General features: G+C 66.1%; 15 protein-coding genes. 8 read left to right on the top strand and 7 right to left on the bottom strand.

Annotation, left to right across the window (positions count from 1 at the left end; translation table 11 throughout):
• Window positions 1-27: 27 nt before the first annotated feature.
• From QF038_RS06280 to QF038_RS06270, 3 genes are all read left to right on the top strand, one after another.
• The gene (locus QF038_RS06280) at window positions 28-1,515 is read left to right on the top strand and encodes an RNB domain-containing ribonuclease (RefSeq protein WP_307609374.1); all 1,488 of its coding nucleotides are present in this window, start codon (window positions 28-30) and stop codon (window positions 1,513-1,515) included.
• 289 nt (window positions 1,516-1,804) lie between these two features.
• Entirely contained in the window at window positions 1,805-3,502 is a 1,698-nt protein-coding gene (locus QF038_RS06275; RefSeq protein ID WP_307609373.1) for a DEAD/DEAH box helicase, read from the top strand.
• A gap of 8 nt (window positions 3,503-3,510) precedes the next feature.
• Window positions 3,511-4,383, top strand: a complete 873-nt coding sequence (locus QF038_RS06270; protein ID WP_307609372.1) for a site-specific DNA-methyltransferase — start codon at window positions 3,511-3,513, stop codon at window positions 4,381-4,383.
• Window positions 4,384-4,452: 69 nt separating this feature from the next.
• On the opposite strand, the gene QF038_RS06265 is transcribed toward QF038_RS06270, so the two are convergent.
• Window positions 4,453-5,301 (bottom strand): PHP domain-containing protein, encoded by an 849-nt coding sequence (locus QF038_RS06265; RefSeq protein ID WP_307609371.1) that lies wholly within the window; start codon window positions 5,299-5,301, stop codon window positions 4,453-4,455.
• A gap of 80 nt (window positions 5,302-5,381) precedes the next feature.
• On the opposite strand from QF038_RS06265, the gene QF038_RS06260 reads away from it, so the two are divergent.
• Window positions 5,382-6,962 (top strand): aminopeptidase P family protein, encoded by a 1,581-nt coding sequence (locus QF038_RS06260; RefSeq protein WP_307609370.1) that lies wholly within the window; start codon window positions 5,382-5,384, stop codon window positions 6,960-6,962.
• Window positions 6,963-7,034: 72 nt separating this feature from the next.
• On the opposite strand, the gene QF038_RS06255 is transcribed toward QF038_RS06260, so the two are convergent.
• Complete coding sequence (locus QF038_RS06255) at window positions 7,035-7,928, bottom strand: general stress protein (protein ID WP_307609369.1); 894 nt, start codon at window positions 7,926-7,928, stop codon at window positions 7,035-7,037.
• Window positions 7,929-8,005: 77 nt separating this feature from the next.
• Here QF038_RS06255 and QF038_RS06250 point away from each other — a divergent pair, with 77 nt between their 5' ends.
• From QF038_RS06250 to QF038_RS06240, 3 genes are read left to right on the top strand one after another with little or no spacing between them, the layout of a single operon-like run.
• Window positions 8,006-9,289: a magnesium transporter MgtE N-terminal domain-containing protein gene (locus QF038_RS06250; RefSeq protein WP_091415376.1), complete on the top strand. Its 1,284-nt coding sequence runs from the start codon at window positions 8,006-8,008 to the stop codon at window positions 9,287-9,289.
• Window positions 9,273-9,971, top strand: a complete 699-nt coding sequence (locus QF038_RS06245) for a DUF1003 domain-containing protein (RefSeq protein ID WP_373461526.1) — start codon at window positions 9,273-9,275, stop codon at window positions 9,969-9,971. The genes QF038_RS06250 and QF038_RS06245 overlap by 17 nt, the downstream gene beginning before the upstream one ends.
• Window positions 9,972-11,111, top strand: coding sequence for an Mrp/NBP35 family ATP-binding protein (locus QF038_RS06240; protein ID WP_307609368.1), 1,140 nt, complete (start codon window positions 9,972-9,974; stop codon window positions 11,109-11,111).
• 18 nt (window positions 11,112-11,129) lie between these two features.
• On the opposite strand, the gene QF038_RS06235 is transcribed toward QF038_RS06240, so the two are convergent.
• The 3 genes from QF038_RS06235 to sigE all read right to left on the bottom strand — a co-directional run bounded on the left by QF038_RS06235 (window position 11,130) and on the right by sigE (window position 13,086).
• On the bottom strand, window positions 11,130-11,543 hold the full coding sequence (locus QF038_RS06235; RefSeq protein ID WP_307609367.1) for a Sec-independent protein translocase TatB: 414 nt from the start codon (window positions 11,541-11,543) through the stop codon (window positions 11,130-11,132).
• A gap of 69 nt (window positions 11,544-11,612) precedes the next feature.
• Window positions 11,613-12,464, bottom strand: coding sequence for an anti-sigma factor (locus QF038_RS06230; protein ID WP_307609366.1), 852 nt, complete (start codon window positions 12,462-12,464; stop codon window positions 11,613-11,615).
• A 7-nt stretch (window positions 12,465-12,471) separates the two neighbouring features.
• Window positions 12,472-13,086 (bottom strand): RNA polymerase sigma factor SigE, encoded by a 615-nt coding sequence (sigE, locus tag QF038_RS06225; RefSeq protein ID WP_142061599.1) that lies wholly within the window; start codon window positions 13,084-13,086, stop codon window positions 12,472-12,474.
• Between the two features lie 230 nt (window positions 13,087-13,316).
• Here sigE and QF038_RS06220 point away from each other — a divergent pair, with 230 nt between their 5' ends.
• Window positions 13,317-13,949, top strand: coding sequence for an O-methyltransferase (locus QF038_RS06220; RefSeq protein ID WP_307609365.1), 633 nt, complete (start codon window positions 13,317-13,319; stop codon window positions 13,947-13,949).
• 46 nt (window positions 13,950-13,995) lie between these two features.
• Here QF038_RS06220 and QF038_RS06215 read toward each other — a convergent pair whose 3' ends face one another.
• Window positions 13,996-14,163, bottom strand: coding sequence for a DUF3117 domain-containing protein (locus QF038_RS06215; protein WP_083435355.1), 168 nt, complete (start codon window positions 14,161-14,163; stop codon window positions 13,996-13,998).
• Between the two features lie 234 nt (window positions 14,164-14,397).
• Window positions 14,398-15,525 carry a hypothetical protein gene (locus QF038_RS06210; RefSeq protein WP_307613413.1) on the bottom strand — a complete coding sequence of 376 codons (1,128 nt, stop codon included), beginning with the start codon at window positions 15,523-15,525 and terminating at the stop codon, window positions 14,398-14,400.
• Between the last annotated feature and the right edge of the window lie 44 nt (window positions 15,526-15,569).

The following is a 15,569-nucleotide window of genomic DNA, read 5'->3' as shown; positions in this document are numbered from 1 at the left end:
GCCGGAATTCGAGTTAGGCTGATTTTCGTGTCACACCATCGGCTGGCTCCCAACGTCCACGAGCACAACAACGCGCTCGAGGCGGCACTCAGTGCGCTGCGGACCGAACTGGAATTGCCCGGCGCCTACCCTGACGACGCCGTGGCTGATGCGAAAGCAGCCGTGGAATCCCTGCAGCTGCCTGCCTACGACCTGACCGCCGTCGAGTTCGTCACCATTGATCCCGCTTCCTCCACCGACCTGGACCAGGCGCTGTTCATCGAGCCCGACGGCGACGGGTACCACGTGCTCTATGCCATCGCCGACGTGCCCGCATTCGTTATGCCCGGCGGACCGTTGGACGCGGAAACAAGGCGCCGCGGACAGACGTTCTACGTCCCCGACGGGCGGATCCCGCTGCATCCGGAAATCATCAGCGAACAGGCCGGCAGCCTCCTTCCGGACCAGGACTGCTCTGCATTCGTCTGGGATTTCCGCCTGGACAGCGCCGCGGAGGTTACATCCGTCGCCGTCAGGCGGGCCCGTATCCGCAGCCGGGCCAAACTCAGCTACAAGGGCACACAGTCGGAACTCGACGCCGGAACGGCCCCGCCGGTGCTGCGGCTCCTCAAAGAGGTGGGGCTCAAGCGTGTGGAACTGGAGCGGGCGCGTGGCGGCGCCAGCCTGAACATGCCCGACCAGGAGATCGTCCAGCTGCCCGACGGCAGCTACCGGATCGCCGCCGCTCCCCAGCTTCCCGTGGAGGACTGGAACGCCCAGATCTCGCTGATGACCGGAATGGCAGCCGCCCGCCTTATGCTCACGGGAAAAGTGGGCATCCTGCGCACCATGCCATCGCCCGATGAGCGCTCGCTGAACCATTTCCGGCTGCAGACCGAAGCGCTGGGCAAGCCCTGGGACGGTGAGGTCAGCTACGGAGAGTACCTGCGGAGCCTGGACCCCACCGATCCCCGCCAGCTGGCCATCATGCACTCCGCCGGGATGCTGTTCCGCGGCGCTGCCTACACAGCCTTTGACGGATCCGTGCCCGAAGATGCCATCCAGTCCGCCATCGGCGCCGCCTATGCGCACACCACTGCCCCGCTACGCCGCCTGGTGGACCGATTTGTCCTGGTCATCTGTGAGGCGTTGAGCAACGGCGGCAAGGTACCGGGCTGGGCGCGGGAGGCCCTGCCAACGTTGCCCGAAATCATGGCCGGATCGGACCAGCTGGCGTCGCGCATGGAGAAAATGGCCCTGGACACTGTGGAGGCGGCCCTGCTGGTCAACCACGTGGGCCAGGAGTTCGACGCGATTGTCATTTCCGGGTCGAAGCCCCAAAAGGACAACGGGAAAAACGGCAACGGCAAGAACGGGAACGGCAACGGGAACGGCAGTTCGGGGACCATCCAGATCGCGGACCCCGCGGTGACGGCCCGCTGTGCCGGCGAGCTGGAGCCCGGAACCAAGGTCCGGGTGCGCCTGGTTTCCTCGGATATCGCAACGCGGGAAGTCCATTTCGAGCTGGTGCAATAGCAGCACCGGGGCGGTGTTGAAGGCCCAAAGCCGGTATTTGGGCTCGCTGCGGCTAGACTGAAGGAGTAGAAATGGATGCCCGGTCGTTGATTTCCTTGATTTGAAACCAACAAGCCCGCCCCTACGCGATCTTGAGAATTACCCGCTGGTCACCAGTGCCAGCATTTAGATAGCCCGCGATCGGCTTCCACTGGAATTGCTTGTGCGCCCGAGCGTGCTCCGGAACAGCCTTACGGCAGGCCCGTTGAGCAGGCAGCGCCATTGCCCAAATGAATAAGGAAACTCCCCAGTGAGTGAATTGCATACCCACCAGCTTCTGACCGACGAGTCCGGCACCGAAACCATCGAGCCCGAAGAAACCATCATCTCGGACGAGAAGCCGCATGAGATCGCGGAAAAATCCTTCGCTGACTACAACGTGCGCGCCGACATCGTGGAATCCCTGGCCGACGCCGGAATTACACACCCGTTCCCCATCCAGGCCATGACTTTGCCGGTGGCCCTGTCCGGCCACGACATCATCGGCCAGGCCAAAACCGGTACCGGCAAGACCCTCGGTTTCGGCATCCCCGCGCTGCAGCGCGTGGTGGGCCAGGACGATCCCGGCTATGACAAGCTCGCGGTCCCCGGTGCGCCGCAGGCCCTGGTCATCGTTCCCACCCGCGAACTCGCAGTGCAGGTGGCCAATGACCTGCAGACCGCGTCCCGCAAGCGCAACGCCCGCATTGCCACCATCTATGGCGGCCGCGCCTACGAGCCCCAGGTGGAAGCCCTGAAGCAGGGCGTGGAGGTTGTTGTGGGCACCCCGGGCCGCCTCATCGACCTCTACAAGCAGAAGCACCTGAGCCTGAAAAACGTCAAGATCGTGATCCTGGACGAGGCCGACGAGATGCTGGACCTTGGCTTCCTGCCCGACGTCGAAACCCTTATTGCCGCCACGCCGGCCGTCCGCCAGACCCTGCTGTTCTCCGCAACCATGCCCGGCCCCGTCATCGCCATGGCCCGCCGCTACATGACGCAGCCCACCCACATCCGTGCCGCGGACCCGGAGGATGAAGGCCTGACCAAGCGCGACATCCGCCAGCTGATCTACCGCGCGCACAGCATGGACAAGATCGAGGTGGTGGCCCGCATCCTCCAGGCCAAGGGCCGCGGACGCACCATCATCTTTACCAAGACCAAGCGCACCGCCGCCAAGGTGGCCGAGGAACTGGTGGACCGCGGGTTCGCCGCCGCCGCGATCCACGGCGACCTGGGCCAGGGCGCCCGCGAGCAGGCGCTGCGCGCCTTCCGCAACAACAAGGTTGATGTCCTCGTGGCCACCGACGTCGCCGCCCGCGGCATTGACGTCGACGACGTCACCCACGTCATCAACTACCAGTGCGTCGAAGACGAAAAGATCTACCTGCACCGCGTGGGCCGCACCGGCCGTGCCGGCAACAAGGGCACCGCGGTCACCTTCGTTGACTGGGACGACATGCCCCGCTGGGGCTTGATCAACAAGGCCCTGGGCCTGAGTGTCCCGGAGCCCGTGGAAACGTACTCCTCCTCGCCGCACCTCTTCGAGGAACTCGATATTCCCGTGGGCACCAAGGGCCGGCTGCCCCGTGACAAGCGCACCCTGGCGGGCGTTGACGCTGAGGTCCTCGAAGACCTGGGTGAAACCGGAAAAAAGAACAGCCGTGGCGGCCGTGACAGCGGGCCCTCACGGGAGCGCGACGGCCGGGACCGCACCAGCCGCGGCCGCGACAACAGGGGCGGAAACCGCGAAGGCGGACGCACGGGCGGCGACACCGGCCGCTCCGGTGAGCGCCGCCGTCGTACTTCCGATGCAGCCGAAAGCCCTGCCGCCGCCGGTGAGGCCCCCGCTGCCACCGAAACGGAACAGCCCTCGCGGACCCGCCGCCCGCGGACACGGACCCGCCGCCGCAACGGTGAGGTAGTGGCCGGCGACAAGGCCGCACAGCCTGGCAGCACCGAGGCCTAAACCCCTTCATGACTGACACTGTCTGGGCGCCGGACGGCAGCAGCCTGGTGGTTCACGCGGACAACGCGGACTTCCTCCCCTCGCTGCCGGACGGCGCCTTCACACTGATTTATGTGGATCCGCCGTTTAACACTGGCAGGCCCCAGCAGCGGCAGCAGACCACCATGGTCGCCAATGCTGACGGCACCGGCGACCGCCTGGGCTTCAAGGGGCGCTCCTACGACACGATCAAGGGCGCGCTGCACCGCTACGACGATGCGTTCAGTGATTATTGGTCCTTCCTCGAGCCACGGCTCGTTGAGGCGTGGCGCCTGCTGGCCGACGACGGCACCCTCTACCTGCACCTGGACTACCGCGAGGTGCACTACGCCAAGGTGATGCTGGACGCGATCTTCGGCCGGGAATGCTTCCTGAACGAGATCATCTGGGCCTACGACTACGGCGCCCGGGCCAAGAACCGCTGGCCCACCAAGCACGACAACATCCTGGTCTATGTCAAGAACCCGGCCAAGTACCACTTCGACAGCGCCGAGGTGGACCGCGAGCCGTACATGGCCCCGGGACTGGTAACGCCTGCCAAACGGGAACTGGGAAAGCTGCCCACTGACGTCTGGTGGCACACCATCGTCTCCCCCACCGGCAAGGAAAAAACCGGCTACCCCACGCAGAAACCGGAAGGCCTGGTCCGCCGCGTGGTGGCAGCCTCAAGCCGGCCCGGCGACTGGTGCCTGGACTTCTTCGCAGGCTCGGGAACCCTGGGTGCCGTCTCGGCGAAGCTCGGCCGGAAGTTTGTGTGCGTGGACCAGAACCAGCCCGCCATCGACATCATGGCCAAGCGTCTCGGTGCGCACGCGCAGTTCACGTCCTTCCCGCCCAACTGACTCGCACTTAACGTCCTCAAAACGCGTTTTCGGAGCGTTAAATGCCAGTCAGTTGGGAGGGGCAGGGGGTCAGGCGCGGACGACGGCGGTCCCCGTTCCGAGTTCCTCGATCCTGGCGAGGACCTCAGGGGCGGTGACGTTCTCGCCGAGAAGGTTAGGCTTGCCGGTCCCGTGATAGTCCGAGGACCCGGTAATCAGCAGATCATGCTTCGCCGCGAGCCTTCGCAGGAACCCGCGGCCTTCCTCCGGGTTGTCGCGGTGGTCGATTTCCAGGCCGGCCAGCCCGGCGTCGATCATCTCCTGGTAGACGCGCTCGTCCACGATGCGGCCGCGGGACGAGGCCACCGGGTGGGCGAACACGGGAACGCCTCCCGCCGCACGGACAAGTGCGACGGCGGTGGCAGGGTCCGGCGCATAATGCTGGATGAAGTAGCGGGACCGGGAGGTGAGGATGGACGCAAACGCCTCGGACCGGTCCTCGACCACGCCGGCCGCCACGAGCGCGTCGGCGATGTGCGGGCGGCCCAGGGTGGCGCCCGGCGCCACGTGGTGGATAACGTCGTCCCAGGTGAGCGGGTAATCCTCCGCAAGCAGGGTGACCATCCGCTCAGCACGGGTCAGCCGGGCATCCTTGGCCTTGGTGATTTCCTCCAGCAGCCCTGGGTGGTCGGGATCATGCAGGTAGCTCAGCAGATGCACGCTGATCCCCTGCTCCGTCCGGCACGAGACCTCCATCCCGGGCACCAACGCAACGCCGTGCTCCACGGCAGCAGCGGAAGCCTCGGCCCAGCCCGCGGTGGAGTCATGGTCGGTCAGCGCCACCACGTCCAGCCCGGCACGGGCAGCGGATGCCATCACGTCGGCCGGTTTTTCCGTGCCGTCGGAAACATTGGAGTGGGCATGCAGGTCAATCCTCACCTGCCCAGCCTAGTTGACCCCGGCTCCCCTGATCATGCAGGTATTCGCACAAGCCTTCATGCTGGTGAGACGATGGTGCCGTGAACGATGCCGATAACACCCCCGATTCTGCTTCCCAGCCCCTGGACGAGCGCGTCAACAACCGCTCCCAGCGGCCCAGTTCCGACGCCTTCAAGGCCTTCATGGCCAGCAACTGGGCGCCATCCAGCCAGCAACTCCCGGCGCGCGACGCCGTGGCCAGCTACGCCGCGACCCGGCGCACTGCCATCTCCGGCCTGTTCAAAGGCGAACGCCTGGTCATCCCTGCCGGGCCCTTGAAGGTCCGCTCCAACGACTGCGACTACCGCTTCCGCCCCCACTCGGGGTTCGCGCACCTCACCGGGCTCGGCCTTGACCATGAGCCGGACGCCGTCCTGGTCCTGGAGCCTGTGGAGGAAGGAAAGGGCGACGACGGCGGCAACCACCGTGCCACGCTGTACTTCCGGCCCCTGGCCGGGCGCGATACCGAACAGTTCTACGCCGATTCGCGGTCCGGCGAGTTCTGGATCGGAGCCCGCCCCACGCTGGCCGAATTCGAGGCCCGCCTGGGCCTGGCCACTGCCCATATCGACCAGCTCGAGACCGCCATCACCAAGGATGTGGGCGCCCCGGAGATCGGCGGCATCTCCATCCGCCTGGTGCGCAAAGTGGACGAGAACATCGACGCCCTGGTGGACACCGCCCGGTACAACACCGCCAAGGACCCGGACAACCTGGACCTCGCCGTACTGGATGCCCTGGATGAGAAGCTCAGCGAAGCCCTCTCCGAGCTGCGCCTGCTCAAGGACGAGTGGGAGGTCGAGCAGATGAAACTCGCCGTCGCCGCCACTGTGGAAGGGTTCGAAGAGGTAGTAAAGGCCCTCCCCCGCGCGCTGACACACGCCCGGGGTGAACGGGTGGTGGAAGGCGCCTTCTTCGCCCGCGCCCGGGAGGTGGGCAACGAACTCGGCTATGACACCATCGCCGCCTCCGGCAACAACGCCACCGTCCTGCACTGGACCCGCAACACGGGCAAGATCAACGCCGGCGAGCTCCTGCTGGTGGACGCCGGGGTGGAAGCCGACTCGCTCTACACCGCGGACATCACCCGGACCCTGCCGGCCACCGGAGTGTTCAGCGACGTCCAGCGCAAGGTCTACGAGGCTGTCCTCGACGCCGCAGACGCCGGGTTTGCCGCGGCGCAGCCCGGCACAAAATTCCGCGACATCCACACTGCCGCCACCACCGTACTGGCCGAGCGGCTGGCCGAATGGGGCCTTCTTCCCGTCAGCGTGGAGGAGGCCATCAGCCCGGAGGGCCAGCAGCACCGCCGCTGGATGCCGCACGGCACCAGCCACCACCTGGGCCTCGATGTCCACGACTGCGCGCAGGCCAAGCGGGAGCTCTACCTGGACGGCATCCTCACCGAAGGCATGGTGTTCACCATTGAGCCCGGCCTGTACTTCAAGGAAGAGGACCTCGCAATCCCGGAGGAGTACCGCGGCATCGGCGTCCGGATCGAGGATGACATCCTGATGACCGCCGCAGGCCCCGTAAACCTCAGTGCCGCCCTGCCCCGCAAGGCGGAGGACGTGGAGAACTGGATGGCCGGCATTTACCGCGAAGCCGAGGGGACACACTAAATCCCCGTATCACCCAAAAAGCGGGGTCACCGGAGTTCCTCCGGTGACCCCGCTTTTGCGTTGTGGGAACGGCTACTGCCGCGAATCGCCCGACGGGCGCTGCTCATCCACGGGACGAGGCTCCTCAAGGGGGCCCTGGTCTTCGGCTGGGCGCTGGGGCGCGGCCGGCGCGTCGGCGGACGGACCAGGCTGCGGAAGCCGGACGCCGTACTGGGGCCGGCCGTCGGGCAGGTCCGGGTAACGCTTGGCGGGCGCCGGGGAAGCCTGCTGCGCGCCGCCGTCGTCCGGCTGCCCGGCAGGGGCGCCGTAGGCCGGGCTTTCCTGCGCAGATGAACCAGGAGACTGGCCGTAGGGATCATTCCAGCCGTTAGGGCGGGCGGGGCCCTGGCCCGGCTGCTGGTAGGGCTGGTTCTGGTAATCGCGCTGCGTGTAGGGACCGTTGGCGGCGGCAGCGTCCGAGCGCGTCATGGGAAGCTGCTGCAGGAGCCTGCGTGCCTCGTGCGCGGCCTCGGGCGAGACGATCACGTCATAGCTGGTGGCCACCACCTGGCTGGTGGAGGTGAAGTCGCGCTTTCCCCGCTGCATGGCGTACGTGACAATGCCAAAGAGCATAAAGAAGGCAGCACCCATCAGCACGGACGTCAGGATGGAAAAGTATCCCGGCGACGGCGCGAAGAAGGAGAGCATCACGCCAACGAACAAACCGAACCACATGCCGCTCAGCGCACCGGACAAGGCCACCCGGGGGTAGCTCAGGCGCCCCGTTACCCGCTCCACCATCTTCAGTTCGTTGCCCACGATGGACACCATCTGCACGGGGAACTGCTGGTCCGCGAGGTAGTCCACCGCCTTCTGGGCGTCGAGGTAAGAGGTGTAGGAGCCGACAGTGTCGCCGGTGGGAACGGCCCTGGCTTCGTCCATGCCGTTGGGGCCGCCGGCCTTGGGAGCGCCAAATATGTTTGCCATAGTCCCATTCTTGCCCATCAGCATGTGTGCTGCCTGTAAATTCCGCTAAAAGAGAGCAGACTCGGTAGCCTGTAGGAGTGAGCACAACACCTACCCGCGTCTTCGTGGCGCGCCTGCTGGGACTCGACGTCTTCGACCCGCTTGGCGACCGGCTGGGCCGGCTGCGCGATGTTGTTGTGCTGTCCCGCGGGACCCAGGGAGCCCCTCACGTGGTGGGCATCGTGGTGGAAGTCCCTGGCAAAAAGCGCGTTTTTGTGCCCATGACGCGGATCACCTCCATCGACCAGACACAGATCATCTGCACCGGCCTGGTCAATCTACGCCGCTTTGAACAGCGCGGCGCCGAAACGCTGGTGGTGGCCGAGATGTTCGACCGCCGCGTCACCCTCCGTGATGGCAGCGGCGACGCCACCATCGAGGACATAGCCATGGACCAGAGCCGCTCACGCGACTGGTTCGTCAGCAAGCTCTTTGTCCGGCGCGGCCATTCGCTCTCCCCGCTGAGCCGGCTGCGCCGCAACGAAACCCTGATCATCGACTGGGCGGACGCATTGCAGGGCCCCCGCACGGAGCCGCAGGCCGCCACCCAGTTCGTGGCAAACCACGAGGACCTCAAGCCTGCCGACTTTGCCGAAGCACTGCAGGAAATGAGTGACAAACGCCGTTTCGAGGTGGCCAGCGAGCTCCAGGACGAACGGTTGGCCGACGTCCTGCAGGAGCTTCCGGAGGATGACCAGGTGGAGATCCTCTCCGCGCTGGACGTCCAGCGCGCCGCCGATGTGCTGGAGGAAATGGACCCCGACGACGCCGCCGACCTCCTTGGTGAGCTTCCCTCCGCGCAGGCAGAAGAACTGCTCCAGCTGATGGAGCCCGAAGGCGCGGAGGACGTCCGGCGGCTCCTGGAATACGACGAGGACACTGCCGGCGGCCTGATGACCCCCGTGCCGGTGATCCTGCCACCCGAAGCCACGGTTGCCGAGGCCCTTGCGCACGTGCGGCGCGAGGAGCTCTCCCCCGCGCTGGCTTCCTCGATCTTCATCGCCCGGCCGCCGCTGGAGACGCCCACCGGCCGGTTCCTAGGTGTGGTCCACATCCAGCAGCTCCTCCGGTTCCCGCCGTTCGAGTCGCTGGGCAACCTCGTGGACAAAAACCTGGAGCCATTGTCCGACCAGGCCCATATCAGCGAAGTGGCCCGGACCCTGGCCACGTACAACCTGAACTCCCTCCCGGTGGTTAACGACGCCGGCCGGCTTGTGGGGGCGGTGACTGTCGATGACGTTCTGGATCATCTGTTGCCCGATGACTGGCGCGCCCACGATGGCGAAGCCCCGATAAGAAGGCTCGGTGGCCGTATTGGCTGACAACAGCATTCCAAAGAACCCCGGCCAGCGGCCCTCACCCAAGGCGCCGCCGGTGGGCAGCCTCGATACACCGCTGAGCGGCCGCCAGCGGATTTTGCCCAAGTTCTCGCCGGACCCGGACGCGTTTGGCCACGCCACTGAAGGCTTTGCCCGGTTTATGGGCACGCCTCAGTTCCTGGTGTACATGACGGTGTTCGTTGTTGTCTGGCTTGCCTGGAACACGTGGGCTCCGCTGGAATGGCAGTTCGACTCCCGCGACCTCGGTTTTACCCTGCTGACCCTGATGTTGTCCCTGCAGGCGTCCTACGCCGCGCCGCTGCTGCTGCTCGCGCAAAACCGCCAGGACGACCGCGACCGCGTCTCGCTGCAGCAGGACCGCCAGCGCGCGGAACGCAACCTGTCCGATACCGAGTACCTGACCCGTGAACTGGCCTCGCTGCGTATCGCCCTGCGCGAGGTGGCAACCCGCGACTACGTCCGCGCCGAACTGCGCTCGCTCCTGGAAGACATGCTGGAAGCCCAGGAAGAACTACGCACCCACGATTCAACCGGCCAGGGGCAGCACGAGTCTCCGCGTGACAAAGTCCGGGAAAAGCTCAAGGAACAGCGTGAGCGGCAGCGGAACCCGCGCACCCAGCAGATTCCCCGGGTCAAACCGGGCCATTCAACCCAGGAACGTTAATTGAGCGCACTTCCCGCCAGCCCTTCCCCTGAGGCGGTCAACGCTGCCCTGGCCACCGTCATTGATCCCGAACTCCGCCGGCCCATCACCGAACTGGGCATGGTGGAGTCAGTGGAAATTGCCGACGACGGCCGGGTCACCCTCGCCGTCCTGCTCACCATCGCCGGCTGCCCGTTGCGGGATACCATCACCGCGGACGCCACCAAGGCGCTGCAGGCAGTCCCCGGGGTGACCGCCGTCAACGTCGTCCTCAAAGTGATGACCCAGGAACAGCGTGACGCCCTCAAGGAGCTGCTCCGCGGCGCCGGAGGCCAGCGCGGCATCCCGTTCAACCAGCCCGATTCCCTGACCAAGGTGTACGCGGTGGCAAGCGGCAAGGGCGGCGTCGGAAAGTCCTCGGTGACCGTCAACCTGGCCTGCGCCTTGGCCGCCCAGGGGCTGAGGGTAGGCATCGTGGACGCCGACGTCTACGGCTTCTCGGTGCCCGCGCTGATGGGGATCACCCAGGCGCCCACCCGCGTGGACGACATGATCCTTCCGCCCGTTGCCTACGGCGTGAAGGTCATTTCCATAGGGATGTTCGTCAGCGGCAACCAGCCGGTGGCCTGGCGGGGTCCCATGCTGCACCGCGCCCTGGAGCAGTTCCTGACTGATGTGTACTTCGGCGACCTGGATGCCCTGTTCCTGGACCTGCCGCCCGGCACCGGCGACATCGCCATCTCCGTGGCCCAGCTGCTGCCGAAGGCCGAGATCCTGGTGGTCACCACGCCGCAGGCAGCTGCGGCGGACGTCGCCGAGCGCGCCGGCGCCATCGCCACCCAGACGGGTCAGAAGGTGGCCGGCGTTATCGAGAACATGTCGTACCTGGAAATGCCCGACGGCAGCCGGATGGATTTGTTCGGAAGCGGCGGCGGGACGGTGCTTGCGGAGAGGCTGACGGCAACCATAGGCGAAGATGTTCCGCTGCTCGGGCAGATTCCGCTCGATATCAAGCTGCGGGAGGGCGGCGACACCGGGGAGCCTATCGTGCTGGGCCAGTCAGGCACACCCGCTGCTGAGGCGCTTTCGGCGATTGCCGGCCGGCTGGCTGCCAGGCCGCGCGGCCTGGCGGGAATGAAGCTGGGGCTGCAGCCGCGCTGACCTTCCCCGGACGGTTGGCTAGGTGGCTTCCGTATCGTACGGTGCGGCTTCGCCGGGCGGCAGCGTCTGCAGCACCCGCTCGGGCCGCTGGGCAGCGGCAGTGTCAGCTGCGGCGACGGCAGCCGCACCCGAGACAGCAGCAACGGCTGCGGGCGCACCGGCGCTGACGGGCTTGGTGTCGTCGTCGAGCAGCGCTTCCTTGATGATGCGCCGGGGATCGTACTGGCGGGGATCGTACTTCTTCCAGTCGACATCGTCGATGTCGATCCCCACTTCTTCCTTGATCTGTTCGCGCGCACCAGAGGCCATCCGGCGTACTTCCTTGACCAGGTTGGCCAGTTTCTGCGTGTATTCGGGCAGCCGCTGGGGACCGATCACGAGGACGCCAATGATCAGCAGAAGGAAGAACTCCGGGCCGTTGATTCCAAACACTTTAGGAAGATTACCCTCTCCGGGCTGCCAGTGACGATTCCCGTCCGTAGCCGGCGGAATCCGTCCCCATTAGGGGATAAAAAGAGCCACGATCTTGTTCAATCCGCGCTGCAGCCGGGTTGCAACGGGCTCCCCGCCCTGCGACGGAGGCCGGTCCACGGCTTCGGCAAAAACACCTTCGGCCGCGCGCTCGCTCAACTGCTGCAGGATGGGGACGGCATCGTCGGCTTGCTCTGCCGGCAGGTTGGACTGGTAGGTGAACGTCCGTCCCGGCGCCCGGTAGGTGGCCGACCAGGGCGAGGACGCGAGGACCTGCAGCGGCTCCACGTCAGCCTCAGCTTCCGGCCCTGCGCTATGGCGTTCAGTGACCGTTGCGTAGTGCGTCCCGTCGGAAAGCTTCAGCTCGACGGCGGGCCCGCCCTCCAGCACCATTGCCTTTGCTGACTCGAGGTGGAATCCCATTGCCTCAAGGTCCGGGCATACCCAGCCCTCGGTCCGCAGGGCGGACAGCCGCTCAGCGCTCAGTGGCCTGCCGTCGGCCGGTGTCTGCGAGGACACGTGGGCGAGGGTGGCGGCCGCCACAGATCCGCCGGGCCCGGCAGGGTCACCGGCGACCGCAAACGCGCCGGCCGCGAGAACGCCGGCCGCAGCCACTGTTCCGCCGGCAGACATCGCCAGGATACGGACTGCTGCCCGGGGAGCCTGGCGGTGGGTGTGGGGAAGCGGGGGCTGCGCCGCCAACTCCTGGGTCCTGGCGAGGAGCCGGGCGGTCAGGTCATCGCTTGCCGGCGGTATGGGGGCTTCCCGCAGCCGCTCCAAGTACTGGCGCTCCCGGCGCAGGGCCGAGGCGCATTCGTGGCACGACTGGATGTGGCTGGCGGTGCGCTGATGCCTGCGGCCGAGCGGAAACTGGGGCCTCATGCGCCGTTCAGAGGATGCCGGCGATGCGCGGCAGCGACAGCTTGGGCCGGGACTGCTGCGGACGCGGATCGCGGTGGGCGAGCTTCTCGCGGAGCATGGTCCTGCCACGGTGGATCCGCGAACGGACCGTACCCAGCTTGACGCCCAGGGCTTCCGCCACCTCGTCGTAGGACAAACCCTCGAGGTCGCAGAGCACCACGGCGGCCCGGAAGTCTGGCGGGAGTTCCTCAAGCGCCGCCTGGACGTCGAGGTCGAGGTTGTTCAGCTCAAAGCTCTGTTCCGGGCCGGGTTCACGCCCGGGGATCCTCGACTCGGCGTCCTCGGCAAGGGCATCGAAGCGGATCCGGGTTTTCCGGCGCGCCTGGTCCAGGAAGAGGTTGGTGGTGATGCGGTGGAGCCAGCCATCCAGCGTTCCGGGCTTGAAGTTCTCCAGCGACCGGAAGACGCGGACAAAAACCTCCTGGGTGAGGTCTTCGGCGTCGAACTTGTTTCCGGTCAGGCGGTAGGCCAGCCGGTACACCTTGGCGGAGTGGTTGGTCACCACTTCCTCCCAAGTGGGACGGACCCACTCAGCCTCGGCATGATGTGCTGCAGGGACAGGTGCCACAACTGATGATGACATCGTCCACTCCCCTCGTGGAATGCTAACGCCCGGATACTGTTGACATCTCTGATTCGGCGCCGACCACCCTATGGATGAGCGGATAATAATCATTTCAAACTTGGCTGGGAATTTCCTGACTGCAGGATAACTTCAGCCGTAGGCGCAACAGCCCGCCTTCCCGGTTGCCGGCACCGGACACAGTAGGCTGTAGAGGATACTCCCCCCTCCCGCCCAGAAAGCGAACATCCATGAGCGCCGACAAGTCCACCAGCTGGTCCTATGCAGAAGATCTGCCCGCTGAGGATGAGGTCATGCTTCGGGCCCGGGAGCGCTCCTTCGAACTCGGTGTCACCCCCATCGGGCCCGGCGTGGGAGCCGTCCTCACCGTACTGGCAGCGGCCTCCAAAGCCCAGACCGCCGTCGAAATCGGAACCGGAGCCGGAGTGTCGGGCGTCTGCCTGCTCCGGGGCCTCGGTCCGCAGGCCGTCCTGACCACCATCGATGTTGACGTTGAACACCTCAAGGCCGCCCGCGAAGCCTTTTCGGAGGCAGGCAGCCCCGCCAACCGGACGCGCACCATCTCCGGCCGCGCAGGCGACGTGCTGCCGCGGCTCACTGACAGCGCGTACGACCTCGTTTTCATCGACGCAGACAAACCCGGTCTGCCCGGCTACGTGGAGCAGGCCATCCGGCTCCTGAAGCCCGCCGGCCTGCTCATCATCAACGACGCCCTGGACAAGGACAAGGTGGCCAACCCTGCCGGCCGCGAAGCAACCACAGTGGTCCTGCGCCAGGTGGGCAAAAGCATCCGCGACGACGACCGGCTGGCTTCAGCCATGCTTCCCACCGGCGACGGCCTGCTCGTAGCGGTCAAAAAATAAGACAGGATCCGCAGCCTTTCGAGGCTGCGGACCCTGTCCCGCATGATTATTCGGTGACGCCGACCAGGCATTCCCTAAGGTTGGCCGCTTCGGCAGCATTCAGTTCGACCACCAGGCGCCCGCCGCCTTCGAGCGGGACGCGCATGATCAGGCTGCGGCCCTCCTTGGTGACTTCCATTGGGCCGTCGCCGGTGCGTGGTTTCATAGCCGCCATGAGGAATTCCCCTCCATTTAGTCCCAGGACTGATCAGCCCGGGCGGGCTGTGTCCGCATGTAGATCAAGCTGCCATGACGGAGTGGGTGGACACCGCCAGGGCCGCGCGTATTCTGAAATGCTTTTTGTCCTTGCTTACCTACCATTATCGCGGAATTACCCGCGCGTAGCTAATCGATGGACATTTCCGGCACGGCGCAATTTGCACCTTGACCAGCAAAGAAGTCGAAAATTCTACGGCGGATAATCGCCTCCGCCCGGCAATTGCGCCCAGGCCCACAGCCACACAATCCACACGATCTGCAGCAGCAGGAACATCACCACAACGGTCCCCCGGTAAGCCTTGGACCGGGACAGCAGCGCGGCCCCCAGCGCCAACGGAAAAAGCGGCAGCAGCATCCGGAAAGTACTGGTCTGCGGGTGGAGGAACGTGACCAGGTACCCCATGTAGCAGGCGCACCACAGGCGGAGTTCGACGCCGAGACGGACCACCGGGGGCAGGTACAGCACGGCCGCGAAGAGGGCCACAAAAACGAACGGCGCCAGGATGCCCAGCACCGGACCGAAGAGGTCCACCCCGGTATCGAACCAGGGCTTGAAGGGAACCAGGTCATGGCCCCGCCACACGGTTTCGGTCTTGGTATAGGCCTGGATATCCCCCGTGGCTGCCCAGGCAGCGGCGGGCCAGGCCAACGCCGAGGCGCCTGCCACAGCGGTCAGCGTGGTGAGGGCCACGAGGTCCGGCGTTGTATGCCCTCCCGTTTCGCTGCGCCGGAGGCGCTGGACAAGGCGGAAGATCAACAGGATGCCCAGCGTCGCGGCGAAGGGAACTCCCACCGGGCGGGAAAGACACAGCAGCACCACCACCGGGATGGCCCACAGGTACTCGCGCCGGATCACCAGCAGCAGAGCAGCGGCGAGCAGCAGCAGCGACAGCGGCTCGCCGTAGGGGACCTGGAGCACGGCTGACACGGGGAACGTGGCGAAGAAGGCCACTCCCCACATTGACGTCCCGTGGGACGCCAAATGCCGGAACAGCGTGTAGACCACCAGCGCGGCGCCCAGGCCGGACAGCATCGCGATAATGGTCAGCGAGGCGGCCGGACTCAACCCCGTGAGGCTGCCCAGTCCGCCCGCCAGGGACGGGTACAGGGGATAAAACGCCCACGTGTTCTCCTGCACGTTGCCTGCGGCATCCACGGGAAGGGTGGTGGGGTAGCCGCCCTCGATGACCCTGGCGTACCACCGGGCGTCCCAGATGTTGATGAAATTCCAGTAGTCAGGTTTTGGCGCGAACCAGGGGTTGGGTCCCTGGTGCAGGGCCGCTGCCATAAAAATGCCGGCACTGACGAGCCGGGCCATGACATAGATGGCGGTGACCTGCAGCCACCAGGGCCAGCCCCGGA

Origin of the sequence: Pseudarthrobacter sp. W1I19, from assembly GCF_030817835.1 — a bacterium.
In the GTDB taxonomy this organism is placed as follows: Bacteria; Actinomycetota; Actinomycetes; order Actinomycetales; family Micrococcaceae; genus Arthrobacter.
The sequence above is the reverse complement of the archived record's forward strand: the minus strand, read 5'-3'. Positions and strand labels throughout refer to the sequence as shown.

Excerpts from the sequence above, each read along its gene's own strand:
- QF038_RS06270 (WP_307609372.1), top strand. The coding sequence starts at position 3,511 with ATGACTGACACTGTCTGGGCGCCGGACGGCAGCAGCCTGGTGGTTCAC.
- QF038_RS06255 (WP_307609369.1), bottom strand. The coding sequence starts at position 7,928 with ATGGCAAACATATTTGGCGCTCCCAAGGCCGGCGGCCCCAACGGCATG.
- QF038_RS06230 (WP_307609366.1), bottom strand. The coding sequence starts at position 12,464 with ATGAGGCCCCAGTTTCCGCTCGGCCGCAGGCATCAGCGCACCGCCAGC.
- sigE (WP_142061599.1), bottom strand. The coding sequence starts at position 13,086 with ATGTCATCATCAGTTGTGGCACCTGTCCCTGCAGCACATCATGCCGAG.
- QF038_RS06220 (WP_307609365.1), top strand. The coding sequence starts at position 13,317 with ATGAGCGCCGACAAGTCCACCAGCTGGTCCTATGCAGAAGATCTGCCC.
- QF038_RS06215 (WP_083435355.1), bottom strand. The coding sequence starts at position 14,163 with ATGGCGGCTATGAAACCACGCACCGGCGACGGCCCAATGGAAGTCACC.
- QF038_RS06210 (WP_307613413.1), bottom strand. The coding sequence starts at position 15,525 with ATGGCCCGGCTCGTCAGTGCCGGCATTTTTATGGCAGCGGCCCTGCAC.